Genomic DNA, 17909 nt, shown 5'->3' with positions numbered 1-17909 from the left:
CCAATCCTAATCGCTAGGATTGACTTCTTTTTTTAAGTTATATACTACTAATACGAAACCAATAAATCCGGAAGGTGGTTTAAATGTCAGTTATTCTTAGACGAATTTATGGAGAAGAACACCCGCTTGAAGGAAATCGTATTCTGATTGACCGCGTATGGCCGAGAGGCATTTCAAAAGAAAAAGCCAAATTAAATGAATGGATGAAGGAAATCTCACCAAGCCCTTCGTTACGAAAATGGTTTGATCATGATCCTGATAAGTTTGAAGACTTTAAGAAAGCATATCAAGAAGAAATCTATGGAAGTAAGACGGCACAGACAAAATTACAAGAACTAAAGAAAATGGCTACAAACGAAAGACTCGTTCTTTTATTTGGCGCAAAGGACATGGAGCATAATCACGCGGTAGTGTTAAAAGAAATGATTGAGGGTTGAACAAGGATTTTCACTTATTCCACTAAAAAAAGAGAGGATCTAATCCTCTCTTCCTTCATTCTATTCCATCATACTAGCTCACGATCCCAGTGACGATGTGTTGCAATAGCTTCACTGAATTCTTTCACGAATGTATTCATATCTTTACCAGTGACTACTCCTGGTTGACCTACTAAGTCGTTATTCTCTAGCCACTTCATCCCTTCATGCGTTCCACCGATCGGTTTAAAGTGTGAGAATGCTTCATTGATAAAGTAATTAGCGGATTGATAGAAGCCTTTGCTTTCCTGATTTCCACCAACCGCATAAATAGCATCAAATAAAACGGATTCGCTTGTAAGGAACGTATGATCAATTTCAGCCTCGGCTCCGTCAGTGGCTTTTTTTACACCACGCTTGTCACTAATGAGCTCAGGCTTAATGCCTTGTTCTTTAAGCTCATTAAGCACTTGTATGAGTTCTTCTCCATTAAATCCATCGTCTACAATGACACCTACTTTTCTAGTATCCGCCGTAAACGTTGTATTTAGTTGGCTAAGCGCAGGTGATTTCTTCGTGATATTTGATCCACCTTTTGTAGGTTCTTTAGCTCCAACATTCTGAGCAACGGTTTGAGCAAGGTCAAGATTGATATTCGAAAGCATATCGACCACTTGTTGCTGAACTGACTTACTCTTTAGCTTGCCGAGCTCAAAGCTAAAGGCATTCTTGATATGTTCTTTCTCCACATCACTCATGCTGTTATAGAAAAGAACCGCTTGAGAGAAATGATCTTTAAAACTTTCACTGCGTGCGCGAACCTTATGGCCTTCTACTTTCTCCTGAAAATGAACATAGCCACCCTCTTCTTCTGTAGCTGGTTCTGGCTGATTGTCTGCAAGAGAATTTTTGTGATAGCTTACTTGACCTTTGTTAATTGTTTGACGCATAAAGCCATCACGCTGATTGTTAAAGAATGGGCAAACAGGTCGATTAATCGGTAATTCATGATAATTCGCACTTCCGAAACGGTTGATTTGTGTGTCTGTATAAGAGAACAAACGCCCTTGAAGTAGCGGGTCATTGGAAAAGTCGATGCCTTTTACGACATTACCAGGATGAAAAGCAACCTGTTCGTTTTCAGCAAATACGTTCTCGACATTTCGGTTTAAAGTCATTTTCCCAACGATTTTAACAGGGATATCTTCTTCTGGCCAAATCTTAGTTGGATCAAGAACATCAAAGTCAAAGTTAAATTCATCTTCTTCTTTGATAATTTGCACGCCTAATTCCCACTCAGGATAGTCGCCATTTTCAATGGACTCATATAAATCGCCGCGGTGGAAATCAGCATCTTTACCTGAGAGCTTCTGGGCTTCATCCCATACGAGTGAATGGACCCCCAACTTTGGTTTCCAGTGGAACTTAATAAACCGCGCTTCTCCTTTTGCATTTACAAAACGGAAAGTATGAACGCCAAAGCCTTCCATCATGCGAAAACTTCGAGGAATCGCTCTGTCTGACATCGCCCACAATGCCATGTGCGCTGACTCCTGATTATTTGCAATAAAGTCCCAGAACGTATCATGAGCAGAGGCAGCTTGCGGCATACCGTTATGAGGTTCAGGTTTGACCGCATGAATTAAGTCAGGGAATTTAATGGCATCTTGAATGAAAAAGACTGGCATGTTATTCCCAACTAAATCGTAGTTCCCTTCATCTGTATAGAAACGCGTTGAGAATCCTCTAACATCTCGAACCGTTTCAGAAGAACCTTTTGAACCTGCCACCGTTGAAAACCGAACAAATACTGGCGTTTTTCTAGAAGGATCTTTTAAGAATTCAGCATCTGTATACTCTTCCAATGAATCATATACTTCAAATTCACCGTGAGCGGAAAATCCTCTTGCGTGTACGACACGTTCAGGGATACGCTCATGGTCGAAATGCGTCATTTTTTCTCTGAAATGAAAATCTTCCATCAATGTCGGTCCGCGTTCACCGGCTTTAAGGGAAAATTCATCTTCCGAAACTTTCAAGCCCTGATTTGTCGTCATTTTCCCTTTATCATTTGTGCTATATTGTTCTAGTTGTTCTTTTTTCTTATTGTCTTCACTCACAGTAATACCTCCCGCTAATATATGTAAATTCTTATATAAGAAGGTTCCCCGAATAAAGTAAGATCAAACCATATTTTAGATTATTAGATATTCATTACTATGCTCGATTATTCAATCTGGTTGGTCTATGAAACCATCATCGCATTAATCTACATTTCTCAATTCGTGATATTTCATATAGACGAAGCAAGCATACAAAACAACTAGAAACGCACCGCCTGACATGATATGTTGAATGCCAATTCCTGCTGAGAGAAGAAGGGAAGTCATCGCATAGCTAACAGGAATAAGCCCCATTGAAGCTAAAGACAGCAAACCCATTACTCGCCCTAGCACATTCTCTGGAATCAATGACTGAATTGCAGAAAATAAAGGGATGTTACTTCCAGAGAGACACGCTCCAAAAATAACGAGCATGACAATACTCATCCACAGCTCTGTTGAGAAACTCAGACCTATAAAAGCACAACCAGAAACGATTAACGCAAGCAAAGCTACTTTTCCTCGTCCTTTCGTTAGATTAAGGATACCGATTACTACTGCCCCAATTAACATTCCAATCGCCGCCCCGGCTTCCATTAAACTGAAAGCAAATGCATCTCCATTTAAGACTGTTTTCACAAAAAGAGGTAGCCCCATGGAAAGTGGTCCAACGAGAAATAGATTCATAAAGACCGTTGTTAGTACAACTACTACCAGAATCCTAGACTCTTTCACATAGAGAAGACCTTCTTTAAAAGTTTCAATAAAAGTTTGGTCTTGATTATCCTGTCCTGCTTCTTGTTTTGGGATTTTCATCAAATAAATCAATACGCTTCCAAGAAAAAGCATTAGCGCTGTTGCAGCGAAGACGATTTCATAGCTTCCAAAAGCAATAAGTAATCCTGCGAGCATAGGTGCAATAATAAACGATGCCTGATTGGTCATTTGAATAATTGAATTGCCTCGAGTCAGATTTTCTTTTCGAATAATCGATGGGATCACAGCGCTCTCTGCTGCCCAGAAAAAAGCATCCAGAATCCCAAAGAAGAAGGCAACTCCGACAAATGTCCAAAGAGTGATATCTCCAAATATAAACCAGAGCACTAAACCACTAAGAAGGACCCCTCTTGAAAAATCAGATAAGAACATGATCTTCGTCTTACTCATGCGATCCGCTACTGTTCCACTTATCACCATAAATACTAGTCTTGGAATACTTGAAGCAATGTAAATGAGTCCGAGTGAAGCTTCAAGATTTAAAACATTCACCACGTACCAGCTCTCAGCAAAAAGAAAGAAGGAAATGCCAAAGCTTGATAAAAACGCTGCCGCCCATAAAAGAAGGAAATTTTCATTTTTAAATATGGAGTCAATCTTATCTGATTTTACATCCGGCATTCTTTCCATAACATTTTCTTTCATCGCCATTACTAACACCCCTGCTGTTTTGATACTTTAAGTGTATCGAATCATAGAAATCTAGACGATGACCCTCAGTTTGATAAGTACTCCGTCTTAAGACTGATTTAGAAAAAAATTCCTTTTGGAACAAAACAAAAAGCATTCTCTTGGCTCATCACCAAGAGAATGCTTTTGAACTTCAATCCGGAAATACCGGACGGAAGGGGAGCATGAATTACATCATGCCGCCCATACCGCCCATTCCACCCATGCCGCCCATATCAGGCATGCCACCGCCGCCTGCATTTTCTTCAGGCTTATCAGCGATTACTGCTTCTGTAGTAAGAATCATAGCAGATACGGATGCTGCATTTTGTAGAGCAGAACGAGTTACTTTTGTAGGGTCAACGATACCAGCGTCAACCATGTTTACCCACTCACCAGTAAGGGCGTTAAATCCAATACCGATTTTCTCGCCTTTAAGGCGCTCAACCACAACAGATCCTTCAAGACCAGCGTTGTGAGAGATCTGACGGATTGGCTCTTCTAGTGCACGAAGAACAATCTTAACGCCAGTTGCTTCATCTCCAGAAGCTTCTACAGCTTGAACAGCCTTAACGACGTTCACTAGCGCTGTACCACCACCGGATACGATTCCTTCTTCAACCGCTGCGCGAGTTGAGTTAAGAGCATCTTCAATGCGAAGTTTACGCTCTTTCAATTCAGTTTCAGTTGCCGCACCAACTTTGATGACAGCTACGCCGCCAGCAAGCTTAGCAAGACGTTCCTGAAGCTTTTCTTTATCGAACTCAGAAGTTGTTTCTTCTAGCTGAGCTTTGATTTGGTTTACGCGACCAGCAATCTTGTCTGTTTCGCCAGAGCCTTCAACGATTGTTGTGTTTTCTTTCGTTACAACAACTTTAGAAGCGCGACCAAGCTGAGTCATGTTCGCTTGCTTAAGGTCAAGACCAAGATCTTCTGTGATCACTTCTGCGCCAGTAAGTGTACCGATGTCTTCAAGCATTGCTTTACGACGGTCACCGAAGCCAGGAGCTTTAACAGCTACTGCGTTAAACGTTCCGCGAAGCTTGTTCACAACGAGTGTTGCAAGTGCTTCACCTTCAACGTCTTCAGCAATCATAAGAAGTGGTTTACCTTGTTGAACCACTTGCTCAAGTACTGGAAGAACATCTTGGATGCTTGCAATTTTCTTATCAGTGATAAGGATATAAGGATCTTCTAGGACAGCTTCCATTTTGTCGGAGTCTGTAACCATGTAAGGAGATGCATATCCACGATCGAACTGCATACCTTCTACTACTTCTAGCTCAGTAGCAAATCCTTTTGATTCTTCAACAGTGATAACGCCGTCGTTACCAACGCGCTCCATTGCTTCAGCGATCAATTGACCTACTTCTTCGTCAGCAGCAGAGATTGACGCAACTTGTGCGATTGACTCTTTGCCTTCGATTGGCTTAGAAATGTTTTTAAGCTCTTCAACAGCAGCTCTAGTTGCTTTCTCAATTCCTTTACGGATAACCATTGGGTTCGCACCAGATGCTACGTTTTTAAGACCTTCACGTACCATAGCTTGCGCAAGAACGGTTGCAGTTGTTGTACCGTCACCGGCAACGTCATTCGTTTTGCTAGCTACTTCAGCGACAAGCTTTGCACCCATGTTTTCGAATGCATCTTCAAGCTCGATTTCTTTCGCGATCGTTACACCATCATTCGTGATAAGTGGAGATCCGAATTTCTTCTCGAGGACAACGTTACGTCCTTTTGGTCCGAGTGTAACTTTAACTGCGTTCGCAAGAGAATCAACACCGCGAAGCATTGCGCGACGGGCTTCTTCACTGAACTTAATATCTTTTGCCATTTGTTACCCTCCTAAATGTATGTAGTGCTTTTTATTTTTGTTTTTACTTACCTACGACTGCAAGAATATCGTTCTCACGAAGAATCAAATACTCTTTACCGTCATACTTCACTTCAGTACCAGCATACTTACTGTAAATAACAGCGTCGCCTTCTGATACTTCAAGAGCTACACGCTCTCCACCATCAGTTAGTGCACCGCTACCTACAGAAACGACGCGACCTTCCTGTGGCTTTTCTTTCGCAGAATCTGGAAGTACGATCCCACTAGACGTTTTTTCTTCTAATTGAATTGGTTCGATGACTACTCGATCACCTAAAGGCTTTAACAACTCAAACACCCTCCTCAGATGGAAATTATGGTTTGATTCGTTTTTTAGCACTCACCATCGTCGAGTGCTAACACATGTATATAATAAATAATTCACTATTCTTTTGCAAGTACTTAAGTTGATTTTTTTTTCAGTTTTTTCTTTTCTCCTTAACTCGTCACCATGTGACATAAACTGATAAGACTTATGGCCTGTTTTTCGATTATATTCGATATAGCTATATGAAATAGTTATACGAAGTCTTATGAACGGCATTCCCTTAAGAAAGTGTGTTAAACTAATACGAGTATGCAAAATGCCATTTACGGCATGCAAACCATTAAAAGGAGTTATGCTTCTTGGCCAAACATTATTGGACTATATTGATTACTTATATTGTAATGCAGCTCTCAGGATTAGTAGGCGTTCCCCTACTTCAGGAATTAAACATCCCTGATCCAGTCGTCACTTGGTCTGTGTTTAGTTTTCTGACAGCACTGATTATCATGCTATTTCTTCTCCGCTTCACTCCGGACGTCCCTTTTGAACGCTCAACGCGCGTCTCTCCTGGTCAGGCGGTTGGATGGAGCATTCTAGGCGTATTCATGGCTTATGCTTCCCAAATTATTGCTGCAATGATCGAAATGAACGTATTTGGGATTGATCCTGGTTCTGAAAACACAGAAATGCTGATAGAAGTCGCAAAAGCGGCACCTGTTTTTATTATTGTGACATCAATTATCGGACCAATTCTTGAGGAAATTGTTTTCCGAAAAGTTATTTTCGGTTCGTTATACAAACGATTTAATTTTTGGATTGCCGGCATACTCAGCTCTGTTATTTTTGCAGCGATTCATTTTGACTTTTCTCATATTCTTATTTATACGTCAATGGGACTCACCTTCGCTTTTCTTTATGTAAAAACGAAGCGTCTGATTGTACCAATCATTGCTCATATGACGATGAATACATTTGTTGTATTAATTAACGTCTATTTTGCTGATGATATTATGGAGATGGAAAAGCAGCTGAACGAGATGCAATCGTTTATTGGAGGACTCTTTTCATGAAACTTTCACCAATTGTAATGGGTTTTTTCTACTTGGGACTTGGCTCCCTCTTCACCTACCTGGCGATTCAAAGCGCTAGTAGTAACGGGGAAATATGGAGTTTTTATACCATTCTGCTGATGGTTCTCGCTACAGTAGATTTTGTTTATGCTATTCGTTTCTTCGTCTTGAAAAGAAGGATAACGGAACTAAAGAAAAAAGATGATAACAAAAAGCGATAGGGCTTCCCCTATCGCTTTTTATTTGCATTTAATTATTGCTCTCTTCCTGAGCTTCCTCAAGAATCCGTTTTGCTTCAGCCTGCAATCTTTTACGGTAGCCATATCGTGACACAATGATACTAAATTCATACAGAAGTAACAGCGGTACTGTAACCATAAGATGTGAAATGATTTCAGGTGGTGTAATCATCCCCGCTATAACAAGAAGGACAAAATAGGCATACTTTCGAATCTGTACAAGCATAGCTGGATTTAACATACCAAGCCTTGTAAAGAAAAGAACGATGACTGGTAACTGAAAAACAAACCCAAATGGGAGCGTTAATTGAAACAAGAAGCTGAAATATTGATTCGCTCCGTACATTTCTTGAATGTTAAGACTTTGAGCAAGATTCCCTACAAAATCGATGACAAAAGGAAATAAAACAAAGTAGGAAAAGGATACACCACCAAGAAACAAAATAAACACTGCGGGAATATACGATAGTGTCACTTTCCGTTCGTGTTCAAATAATCCTGGTGAAATAAATGCCCACAGCTGATAAAGCGCCAGTGGAGATGTCATAATAAAAGCAATTAAAAAAGCGAAGCTGAAATACACTTTCAACGGGTCAGTCAGATGAAACGCGTTCATCGGTATACCCTGCGCTTCAGGAGCATGTTGCAAGAACACAATGACTGGCTTAGCCAGAAACAGCCCCGCAATAAAGGAAAGAATTAAGAAAACGACTGTAATAATAATCCGTTTTCTTAATTCTTCTAAATGATCATAGATGGATTGCTTCTGATCCTCCATTCACTATCCGTCCTAACCGATTACTTGTCGTTATTTTTCTTTTCGTTTGGTTCATCATCATCATCCGCTAAACCTTTTGTTGCATTTTTAAATTCACGAAGCGTATTTCCTGCAGCTTTACCGAGTTCAGGTAATTTCTTAGGTCCAAAAATAATTAAAGCAACCACAGCAACTAAAGCGATACTTGCGCCACCCATTCCCATGCGTGTCACCTCCTTAACATGTCGTTATACTGGATAATGTTTCATGAAATAAACAAGTGCTTGTAACTCAACTGCAAGATCAATATGATGCACTCGAATGTGATCCGGCACCGTTAATCGCGCCGGCGTAAAGTTTAATATTCCTTTTATTCCTGTTTGATCCATCTGATCGGCAATCGATTGAGCAACATGAACTGGTACGGTTAAGATAACGACGGAAACGTCATTTTCTCTCAGCCGCTTTTGAAACTCGTCGATATGATAGACTGGAACGCCACCAATCTCCTGTCCTACTTTTTCAGAGTCTGCGTCAAAAGCAAGCTCGATCTTTGTATTATTATTTTTAATGAAATTGTAGTGCAGGAAAGCCGTTCCAAGATTACCTACACCAATAAGCGCGACTTTTGTCGTTTCATCCTGATCAAGCGTCTTACTAAAAAAGGATAACAAATAATGAACATTGTACCCATAGCCTTTTTTACCAAGAGCACCAAAATAACTGAAATCTCTTCGAATTGTAGCAGAATCGACCTTGATGGCATCGCTAAGCTCTGCTGACGAAACGCGTTGTTTACCTGATGCACTTAAATTTTTTAAATATCGATAATAGAGCGGCAGTCTTTTTGCTGTCGCCTGCGGAATTTTTGTCTGATCAATATCCATACACTACCTCCATATTGATCTCCGCGCTCCATCGTCACGTTATTCGCGCGCATAATCCCCGCTTTTACCTCCTGTTTTAGTAACAAGATAGGTTTCCCCGATAACGATGCCTTTATCCACCGCTTTACACATATCATATACCGTCAATGCTGCTGCCGAGGCTGCCGTCAGCGCTTCCATTTCAACGCCAGTACTTCCGCTCGTCTTCACATGAGCCTCAATAATTAGCTCATAGGCTTGCGATTTCTCCTGCCAGTTAAAATGAAGGTCAACGCCAGAAAGCGCTATCGGATGACACATGGGGATGAGATCAGATGTTTTTTTTGCTGCCATAATTCCGGCAATTTGAGCGACTTGAAGCACATCGCCTTTCTTCATCGTTCCTGATTGAATACCAGAATAGATGTCTTCACTCACCTTTACGCTCGTTCGTGCTGTTGCAGTCCGAACGGAGGGAGTTTTATCAGAAATGTCGACCATTCTTGCGCGGCCTTCTTCATTAAAGTGAGTAAATGAACTCATATTTGCCCCTTTCCTCATCCGAAGATGATAGAAGGATAATGCTGCTACTTGTGACTATACACCATTTCTTTCGATTTTGCTGTTTTTTTGATGACTTTTTTTGTTAACTCATGCACATTCCTTTAGTTGCTCAGCTCGTCCTCTCTGCGGTAAACTTAAAGGAAACTCGGATAATGCCGAACTATCGGTGATACACCAGGAAATAACCTTTCCTTACTAACCGTTTTTCACGGATTTAAGGAAGGAAATAGAGGTGAAAGAACATGATCGTATTGCAAGTTAATGGACTCACCAAATCATTTGGTGCTGATACCATTTTATCGAATATTAAATTAGAAGTACAATCACGAGACCGTGTAGCACTTGTCGGACGTAATGGCGCAGGCAAGTCCACCCTTCTTAAAATGATAACAGGTCAGCTTTCCTATGATTCAGGAGACATTATTAAGCCGAAAGGTGTTTCCATCGGCTATATGGCGCAGGATACAGGTTTAGAATCAAATTTATCAATCTGGGAAGAAATGCTTGGCGTCTTTAATCGTTTGCGGAAAATGGAATCTGAACTCAGGAGTTACGAGCAGAAGATGGGCAATCCTGATGTTTACGAGAATGAAACTGAATACGAACGAATTTTAAAAGAATACGATGAACTTCAAGTGGCGTTTAAAGATCAGGGCGGTTACAAATACGAAGCAGACATTCGTACGGTTTTACACGGACTCAACTTTAAAGACTTTGATTACAGCACAAAAATTTCAACGTTAAGTGGTGGTCAGAAAACACGCCTTGCGCTTGGTAAGCTTTTACTAACAAAACCAGAATTACTAATTCTAGATGAGCCCACTAATCACCTGGACATCGAAACACTTACTTGGCTTGAAGGCTATCTTCAAAACTATTCTGGGGCCTTATTAATCGTTTCTCACGACCGTTATTTCCTCGATAAAATTGTAAATAAAGTTTATGAAGTATCACGTCATCGTGCGGAGAGATTTGAAGGTAATTACAGTTACTACCTTGATGAAAAAGAACAGCGGTATGAACAGCAATTAAAAGAGTTTGAGAAGCAACAAAAAGAAATTGCCAAGCTTGAGGAGTTTGTTCAGAAGAATATTGTTCGCGCCTCAACTACGAAACGAGCCCAAAGTCGTCGCAAGCAACTTGATCGAATGGAGCGACTAGATAAACCAAAAGGCGACGAGAAATCTGCTAATATTACGTTCGGGATCGATAAGCAAACTGGTAACGATGTCTTAACGCTGAGAGAACTAGCGATAGGCTATCCAAATAACACCATAAACGAAAACCTAACATTTGATTTGAAGCGCCAAGAGAGTGTTGCGCTTGTAGGGCCAAACGGAATTGGGAAATCAACTCTACTTAAAGCGATCGTATCAGGTGAAACTCTCCTCAATGGTGATATTCACTATGGTAGCAATGTTCAAATTGGCTTCTATGACCAGGAACAAACCAATCTTCACTCGAATAAAACCGTCTTGAAAGAACTATGGGATGACTTCCCACTAACAGATGAGAAAGATATTAGAGCAGTTTTAGGACGTTTTCTTTTCACTGGTGACGACGTTTTGAAGAATGTCTCTGATTTAAGTGGGGGCGAAAAAGGGCGTCTAGCGCTTTCCAAGTTGATGATGCAAAAATCAAATCTACTAATACTGGATGAGCCAACAAACCATCTTGACCTAGATAGTAAGGAAATTCTTGAAGAAGCACTTATTCAATTTCCTGGTACAATTCTATTTGTCTCGCACGATAGATATTTTATTAACAGAATCGCGACGCGCGTCATTGAACTTTCAACTGATGGCGTAACACCTTATCTAGGTGATTACGATTACTATGTTGAGAAAAAGCAAGAGCTTGCTGAATTAGCAGCGCTTGAGCAACAAAAGAACAATATCACACAAGATGCTCCATCTGCTAAATCAACCTTTCAACAGGATAAGGAAACGAAGCGCCAGGAACGACAAATGCAAAGACGAATTGAAGAAATTGAAAAAGAGGTCGACAATGCTGAAGTTCGCATCGCAGAAATAGAAGAAGAGCTTTGCATTCCTGAAATTTTTGAAGATCATGAAAAAGTAATGAAATTAAATGAAGAAATGGATCATCTTCGTCATCAAACGGAAACTCTCATGGAAGAATGGGAGCAATTACAAGAAGCATAATAAAAAACAGTCCACAGTGGACTGTTTTTTTATTAGGTGAGAATTTTCCGACATATTCACACTATCCACACACTTATACACAATTAATCACCTGTTATGACTAATTTCGTAAAAACTATCAACATTATCCACAGGACGATAACCAATTATCCACAAAATGACCACTTCCCAAAAAAACGCGAAAGAACCCCTTTCCTCTCCTTATATCCACATTATCCACTATCATGTGGATAACTGTTCTTATTAAAATACCTCTCCTTAAACATGAAAAAACGTCTGTTTAGCTTTCTGATAAATGGATGACTTTTCTTCAAATAAAAAAACCGGGATTAGATTTCCAGTTCTAATCCCGGATTTGCGTTAAGTTGTAAGCTAGATCTCTTCCCTTTCCGATAAGCTATCGTTCCAGCCGCGGCAATCATAGCTGCATTATCAGTACAATAATAAAGTGGCGGAATCACAAGCTCTGTCTCACTGTCGTTGAATGCTTCTGTTAAAGAACTTCTAAGTCCTTTATTAGCAGCTACACCACCAGCAAGTACAACCTGTTTCACTCCATACTCCTTTGCTGCTCGTAAAGTTTTAGTTACAAGAACTTCTACGACCGAAGCTTGAAAACTTGCCGCAAGATCCTCAGGCTTTAACTCTTCGTTTCTTTGCTTTGCATTATGAACAGTATTGATAACCGCGGATTTCAAGCCACTAAAACTAAAATCATAAGAACCTTTTTCAAGCCAGGCACGAGGAAGAGGGACGGATTCCTCGCCTTCCGCAGCTAGTCGATCAATATGGGGTCCGCCTGGATAAGGTAGCTGAAGCGTTCTTGCTACTTTATCATAGGCCTCACCCGCTGCATCATCACGCGTTTCTCCTATTACCTCAAACTCACCCTCAGATGGCATATAAACAAGCTCTGTATGGCCCCCTGAGACGACGAGAGCAAGCAATGGATATGTTAGCTCTGCTACAAGCTGATTTGCGTATATGTGCCCAGCAATATGATGAGTACCGATTAGTGGTTTTTGATGAGCGAAAGCAAGTGCTTTTGCTGTATTCACACCTATTAAGAGTGCCCCCACTAGTCCTGGGCCTTCCGTTACAGCAATTCCATCAATATCGTCCATCGTAACGTCTGCCTCGTCCAATGCTTCTTCTAAAATCAGCGTCATCTGCTCCACATGATGTCTTGAAGCAATTTCTGGTACAACCCCACCAAACCGTTTATGACTTTCAATTTGAGAAGCCACGACATTGGCCAAAACTTCTTTCCCATTTCTTACAATCGCTACTGCCGTTTCATCACAGCTCGTTTCAATACCTAGTATTAATTCATTTTTATTTTCCATTAAAATTCACCCACATAACTAGCGCATCCTCATGATTATCAGTGTAATAATTTTTGCGGATGCCGCCTTCTTCAAATCCAAATTTCCGATACAAGTTTTGCGCAACTTTATTAGATACGCGAACTTCCAAAGTCATGGTCAACGCTCCGCGTAATTTCGCAAAATGAATGGCTTTCTTAAGTAGTGCTTCTCCTAGCTTCATTCCCCTATAGTCCGGATGAAGCGCTATATTTGTAATATGCGCTTCATCGATGATGACCCACACACCACAATATCCCGCTATTTCTTCCCCAACCTCGAGCAATAGATAAGTAGCAAAATGGTTAATTACAATTTCATTATAGAAAGCGGATTTGCTCCAAGGCGTAGGGAACGTTGCATGCTCAATTCGCATGACAGCTTCTATATCTTCAATCGTCATCGATCGAAACGATACCGTCTCATTCATCGTTAATCCCCTACTTTTTCTGTGAAGCCAGCCATTTCGCTTCAGCTTCAGCCATTCTTACATAGTTTGGTGTAAACTGATGGACATCTTCTACCGGTTCTTTACAAGACCCTAATCTTGCAAGATCAGAAGGACGAGCATTCAAACTGCTACTCGGTGCAAAAGTTGCTTTCTCTCCTAAAATCGCTTCGATTTGTTCCTTGTGCAGATTTAAATCGCCACTAATAAATAAGAAGCGCTCATAGCGATCTTTATTCTCTTTCAACCAGTCTTCAAATAGGACGATATGATCGTCGGTTTCTCTCTCGACTTCTGTTCCATTTGCTCGATATACGCTCAAATAGACCTGTCCTCGTCTAGCATCAAAAAAGGGAATAATGGCTCCAGAAAAATAACGGCCGTTCTGGCCCAGGACTTCTAAACTTGAAACACCCACAAGTGGAATGTTTAATGTCCAAGCAAGCGTCTTAGCAATACTAATGCCAATACGAAGACCTGTATAAGAACCTGGTCCCTCAGCTACTACAATACGATCAAGGTCAGTAGGCTTTAATTGAACCTCTTCTAGCAATTGCTCAATAGCAGGCATCAACCGAACCGAATGGTTTTTCTTTATATTTGTTATGATTTCTCCAACAATCGTGCCTTCCACCATAACGGAGACACCCATACAATAATTCGAAGAATCAATGGCTAGTACTCTCATGTTGCAACTCCTTACATAACGACTCATAAAAAGGACCAAAGGGTCTCAATATTAGCCGACGTTCTGATTCTCTTTGATGATAAATTTCAACTCTGAGAAGTTCTTTTGGAAGCATATCCTGTATGAATTTTGCCCATTCCACTACAGTGACCCCTTCACCTTCAAAGTATTCGCTAAAACCAAGGTCTTCATCACTCTCTTCTAGACGATATGCGTCCATATGAAACAGAGGAATTGTACCTTCATATTCTTTGATAATCGTAAAAGTCGGGCTGTTTACCACTTTCGTAACGCCTAGTCCTTTTCCGATTCCTTTTGTAAATGTTGTCTTGCCAGCACCTAGATCTCCTTCAAGTGTTAATACACTGCCTGGCTTAAGCTTTTCTGCAAGCTTTTTACCAAACTCCATCGTTTCATCTGGAGACTTCATGATGAAAGCATATCCACTCATGGTCATCACCTATTCCTTAGACGAGAAGTGATTGTAACCCTTCTTGTCCAGTTTGAATTTTTGATCTTTATAATTCATCCATACACTTGTTCGCTTATCCTCTACATAACCAATCCGATAAATTTCTTCATCGTGCGCCTCGAAAAGTTCTACAACCTTTTCCCAATTCTCCTCAGCAACCGTTCCGATAAGTTCATAATCTTCTCCACCATTTAACATCCATTCTAACCGCTGAAAGGAAGAATAAGCATCGAAGCCCTCAGGAGCCGGAATCGTATCCTGATTCAATATAATAGAAACGCCACTTGCTTCAGCTAACTCATGGGACTCACTTGCAATTCCATCACTAACATCATTTAATGAAATCCGGTACCCACTTTTTGCGAGAATACGTCCTTGCTTTATTCGTGGACTAGGTTCTTGATGATATTTTACATAAGGGGCTTCATTCCCTTCCCCTTTAAGCAAAGAAGAAAGTCCTGCTGCAGACCCACCGACAGGTCCAGTAAGAAAGACAATATCTCCAGCTCGCGCATTACTTCTCAGAAGTTTGCGTCCTTTCTCGATTTTACCAATCACAGTAATTGCAATGTGAAGATCGCTTCGCGTCGAGACTGTATCTCCGCCGATCATATCTATTTCATAATCATCAGCAATTTCTTTCATACCTTTATAAATTTCTTTTAGCTGCTTAGACGACCAGCCTGTCTGAGGTACTGATATCGATACAAGGTAAAACATCGGAATTCCGCCCATAGCAGCGATATCACTTATATTGACGGCAAGCGTTTTTCTGCCAATTTGAAAAGGGGAGAGCGTACTTTTTTTAAAATGGATTCCTTCCACCATTGTATCTGCACAGGCGATTTCATCCCAGTCTGATCCAATACGATAAAGAGCAGCATCGTCTCCAATCCCTTGAATCAATTCTTCACGAAATGTATAAGCTGGCTTAATGGATTGAATAAATGCAAATTCATCTTTCACCAAACTCATCTCTCTTTCTATTTTATAAAAAAACCTTAGGAATTTCATCCTAAGGTGCTTTTTCTATCAGTTTATCTTACTTAACGACAAATTCACATGTTTGTTTAGAAAAACTTCTATTTTTCCTAAGGTTTATAGAAAAAAAACGATTTTAGAGTATAAAAAAAAAGCGATTCTATCGCTCTATTAGAAATGGCGGTCTCGACGGGAATCGAACCCGCGATCTCCTGCGTGACAGGCAGGCATGTTAACCGCTACACCACGAGACCAAGTTATGCAATGTTTGAACAATATACACTTACGATTGTGAGAAATAATACCAAGTTATCAGTTTAGGTTGCCCCTAAAGGGACTACAATAAAAATTTAACAAGGAAGATTAATCGACGTAGGTAAATTTTTGGTTGCGGGGGCAGGATTTGAACCTGCGACCTTTGGGTTATGAGCCCAACGAGCTACCGAACTGCTCCACCCCGCGACGATATAAAAAAATAATTTGTGCCTGCTTCTTTATACAGTGCACTGTTTCTTCCTCTGCAAGATTATGCTACGATGCGTATCCGTCGAAACAACTCGATGTTGTCTCATTGAAGTAACGCTCGTTGCTCCACCCCGCGACGATAAAAAAGAACTTAATATGTCTCTCGGACACAAGTACTACTATACCAGATAAATGTAATGAATGCAACCTTTAGGAGAAAAAGAAAAAAACCCCCTATTAGAGGGATTTTTCCACAGCATTTTTGAATGCTTCTACAATATCATTTTCGTTTTCAATTCCTACAGAAATACGGACGAGCTGCTTGTTGATCCCCAGCTTCTGTCTAGTATCTTCAGGTACTGTTCGGTGGGAGGTGGCAATGGGATAAGAAACGGTGGTATCTAATCCAGCCAGAGTCGGTATAATCTTCACCCATCCTAGTGACTTGAAGAACGTTTTCACATCGGTTGCATCCTCTAATTCAATGGAAACCATTGCCCCAGATCCTCTTTCAGCTACATATTCTGGATAATATACATTCTTTATGCCTTTAACGTCTTTCAGTTGGCTTGCAAGAAATGCAGCATTCCTAACATGCCGTTCCATTCGTACACTCATCGTTTTTAACCCACGGCACCCTAGCCACGCTTCGAATGGACTAAGGTTAGCACCAAGGTTAATCACTTTGGCTTTTGCTTTAGCCATAAGATCTTCTCTGCCTACTAGTACGCCTGCTGTTACATCACTATGTCCGCCAATGTATTTTGTTGCGCTATGTACAACCAGATCAATTCCAACTTGATAAGGTTGAAGAAGATACGGAGTAGCAAACGTATTATCTATCATTGTAATTAGTTCGTGCTTTTCACCAAGTTCTTTAAGAAGGGTTAGATCCTCTACTCTTAATAGTGGGTTTGTTACTGATTCCGTATAAAGTAACTTTGTGTTTGGACGTATGGCATGCTCAATTTTTTCTATGTCAGTAAAATCAACAAAAGAAACTTCTATGCCGAAGTCAGGGAGTTCTTCATTAAAAAGAGAGTATGTACCTCCGTATAGATCTTCACAAGCCACAATGTGGTCGCCAGCCTTAACAACAGCAAGTACTCCTGCAAGAATAGCAGATAAACCTGAAGAAGTTGCAATGCCTTTAGGAGCCTCCTCAAGGTCTGCTACACCCATTCCAAGATCATCTGTATTCGGATTGCTAACACGCGTATACAAATAGTCTTTTTTACCTTCATAAAAAGATTCCAAATCATCGAGATCTTCAAACACAAAGGCAGAGGTTTGATAAATCGGTTGAACCTTACTAACTGTATCTGCTTTCGTCTTTCGTGGAAAACGTACTGCTTTTGTATCAAAATGAAAATCCATTTATTTTCCCCTTCCCCTTAATAAAATTCTTTTTCATTAACTGTACGTGTTTTAGAGAGTAATTTCAAGAAATACGGTTCGAAATTTTCAATTAATTATTCTTGTTAAGCACCACGTTCTGGCTAAATAGAATTAAAATACTTACTCGCATGCGATTATTCCGCGATATTTTAAATAATTCCGCGAATTTGAGATTAATTCCGCGAACGTAAAAAAACCATACAAAAAAGCGAGAAACCCACAGGTCTCTCGCTTCTCTTCATTGCCTAGCGACGTCCTACTCTTGCAGGGGGAGATCCCCCAACTACCATCGGCGCTCGAGCTTAACTTCCGTGTTCTCATACG

At 40.5% G+C, this 17909-nt stretch carries 18 protein-coding genes and 2 tRNA genes; 4 read left to right on the top strand and 16 right to left on the bottom strand.

What is annotated here, in order from left to right; all coding sequences use genetic code 11:
- The first annotated feature begins 83 nt into the window (after window positions 1-83).
- Window positions 84-437 (top strand): DUF488 domain-containing protein, encoded by a 354-nt coding sequence (locus tag Q4550_RS22850; protein WP_303536401.1) that lies wholly within the window; start codon window positions 84-86, stop codon window positions 435-437.
- 68 nt (window positions 438-505) lie between these two features.
- Here Q4550_RS22850 and Q4550_RS22845 read toward each other — a convergent pair whose 3' ends face one another.
- From Q4550_RS22845 to groES, 4 genes are all read right to left on the bottom strand, one after another.
- Window positions 506-2536, bottom strand: coding sequence for a catalase (locus Q4550_RS22845; RefSeq protein ID WP_303536398.1), 2031 nt, complete (start codon window positions 2534-2536; stop codon window positions 506-508).
- 144 nt (window positions 2537-2680) lie between these two features.
- Entirely contained in the window at window positions 2681-3946 is a 1266-nt protein-coding gene (locus Q4550_RS22840; RefSeq protein WP_303536395.1) for an MFS transporter, read from the bottom strand.
- Between the two features lie 208 nt (window positions 3947-4154).
- Entirely contained in the window at window positions 4155-5798 is a 1644-nt protein-coding gene (gene groL / locus Q4550_RS22835) for a chaperonin GroEL (RefSeq protein WP_194222478.1), read from the bottom strand.
- A 43-nt stretch (window positions 5799-5841) separates the two neighbouring features.
- Entirely contained in the window at window positions 5842-6129 is a 288-nt protein-coding gene (groES, locus tag Q4550_RS22830) for a co-chaperone GroES (RefSeq protein WP_048313430.1), read from the bottom strand.
- Between the two features lie 338 nt (window positions 6130-6467).
- Between groES and Q4550_RS22825 the strand changes: the two genes are divergently transcribed.
- Window positions 6468-7178, top strand: coding sequence for a CPBP family intramembrane glutamic endopeptidase (locus Q4550_RS22825; RefSeq protein ID WP_303536390.1), 711 nt, complete (start codon window positions 6468-6470; stop codon window positions 7176-7178).
- Complete coding sequence (locus tag Q4550_RS22820) at window positions 7175-7399, top strand: YdiK family protein (protein WP_303536388.1); 225 nt, start codon at window positions 7175-7177, stop codon at window positions 7397-7399. The genes Q4550_RS22825 and Q4550_RS22820 overlap by 4 nt, the downstream gene beginning before the upstream one ends.
- Before the next feature lie 28 nt (window positions 7400-7427).
- On the opposite strand, the gene tatC is transcribed toward Q4550_RS22820, so the two are convergent.
- The 4 genes from tatC to moaC are packed head-to-tail and all read right to left on the bottom strand — an operon-like array spanning window position 7428 to window position 9583.
- Window positions 7428-8195 (bottom strand): twin-arginine translocase subunit TatC, encoded by a 768-nt coding sequence (tatC, locus tag Q4550_RS22815; protein WP_194222481.1) that lies wholly within the window; start codon window positions 8193-8195, stop codon window positions 7428-7430.
- Between the two features lie 20 nt (window positions 8196-8215).
- The gene (locus Q4550_RS22810) at window positions 8216-8398 is read right to left on the bottom strand and encodes a twin-arginine translocase TatA/TatE family subunit (protein WP_194222482.1); all 183 of its coding nucleotides are present in this window, start codon (window positions 8396-8398) and stop codon (window positions 8216-8218) included.
- A gap of 24 nt (window positions 8399-8422) precedes the next feature.
- The gene (locus Q4550_RS22805; RefSeq protein ID WP_194222549.1) at window positions 8423-9055 is read right to left on the bottom strand and encodes a redox-sensing transcriptional repressor Rex; all 633 of its coding nucleotides are present in this window, start codon (window positions 9053-9055) and stop codon (window positions 8423-8425) included.
- 45 nt (window positions 9056-9100) lie between these two features.
- A complete protein-coding gene (gene moaC / locus Q4550_RS22800; protein WP_303536383.1) occupies window positions 9101-9583 on the bottom strand; it encodes a cyclic pyranopterin monophosphate synthase MoaC in 483 nt (160 codons plus the stop codon).
- Window positions 9584-9846: 263 nt separating this feature from the next.
- Here moaC and Q4550_RS22795 point away from each other — a divergent pair, with 263 nt between their 5' ends.
- Window positions 9847-11769: an ABC-F family ATP-binding cassette domain-containing protein gene (locus tag Q4550_RS22795; protein WP_303536380.1), complete on the top strand. Its 1923-nt coding sequence runs from the start codon at window positions 9847-9849 to the stop codon at window positions 11767-11769.
- Window positions 11770-12098: 329 nt separating this feature from the next.
- Here Q4550_RS22795 and tsaD read toward each other — a convergent pair whose 3' ends face one another.
- From tsaD to Q4550_RS22755, 8 genes are all read right to left on the bottom strand, one after another.
- Window positions 12099-13115 carry a tRNA (adenosine(37)-N6)-threonylcarbamoyltransferase complex transferase subunit TsaD gene (gene tsaD / locus Q4550_RS22790; protein ID WP_303536378.1) on the bottom strand — a complete coding sequence of 339 codons (1017 nt, stop codon included), beginning with the start codon at window positions 13113-13115 and terminating at the stop codon, window positions 12099-12101.
- Entirely contained in the window at window positions 13105-13563 is a 459-nt protein-coding gene (gene rimI, locus Q4550_RS22785) for a ribosomal protein S18-alanine N-acetyltransferase (protein ID WP_194222486.1), read from the bottom strand. Before rimI ends, tsaD begins: the two co-directional genes overlap by 11 nt.
- Window positions 13564-13573: 10 nt before the next feature.
- Window positions 13574-14269 (bottom strand): tRNA (adenosine(37)-N6)-threonylcarbamoyltransferase complex dimerization subunit type 1 TsaB, encoded by a 696-nt coding sequence (tsaB, locus tag Q4550_RS22780; RefSeq protein ID WP_303536376.1) that lies wholly within the window; start codon window positions 14267-14269, stop codon window positions 13574-13576.
- Window positions 14250-14720 (bottom strand): tRNA (adenosine(37)-N6)-threonylcarbamoyltransferase complex ATPase subunit type 1 TsaE, encoded by a 471-nt coding sequence (gene tsaE / locus Q4550_RS22775; RefSeq protein ID WP_226616879.1) that lies wholly within the window; start codon window positions 14718-14720, stop codon window positions 14250-14252. The genes tsaB and tsaE overlap by 20 nt, the downstream gene beginning before the upstream one ends.
- Window positions 14721-14729: 9 nt before the next feature.
- Window positions 14730-15716, bottom strand: coding sequence for a thiamine-phosphate kinase (gene thiL / locus Q4550_RS22770; RefSeq protein WP_303536372.1), 987 nt, complete (start codon window positions 15714-15716; stop codon window positions 14730-14732).
- A 184-nt stretch (window positions 15717-15900) separates the two neighbouring features.
- Window positions 15901-15976, bottom strand: a tRNA-Asp gene (locus Q4550_RS22765).
- 131 nt (window positions 15977-16107) lie between these two features.
- A tRNA-Met gene (locus tag Q4550_RS22760) sits at window positions 16108-16184 on the bottom strand.
- A 240-nt stretch (window positions 16185-16424) separates the two neighbouring features.
- Window positions 16425-17564 carry a trans-sulfuration enzyme family protein gene (locus Q4550_RS22755; RefSeq protein ID WP_283153174.1) on the bottom strand — a complete coding sequence of 380 codons (1140 nt, stop codon included), beginning with the start codon at window positions 17562-17564 and terminating at the stop codon, window positions 16425-16427.
- Window positions 17565-17909: the final 345 nt, after the last annotated feature.

It is taken from the genome of Anaerobacillus sp. 1_MG-2023, assembly GCF_030547345.1.
Classification (GTDB): Bacteria; Bacillota; Bacilli; order Bacillales; family Guptibacillaceae; genus Guptibacillus; species Guptibacillus hwajinpoensis_B.
This window is presented reverse-complemented; position numbering and strand designations above follow the sequence as displayed.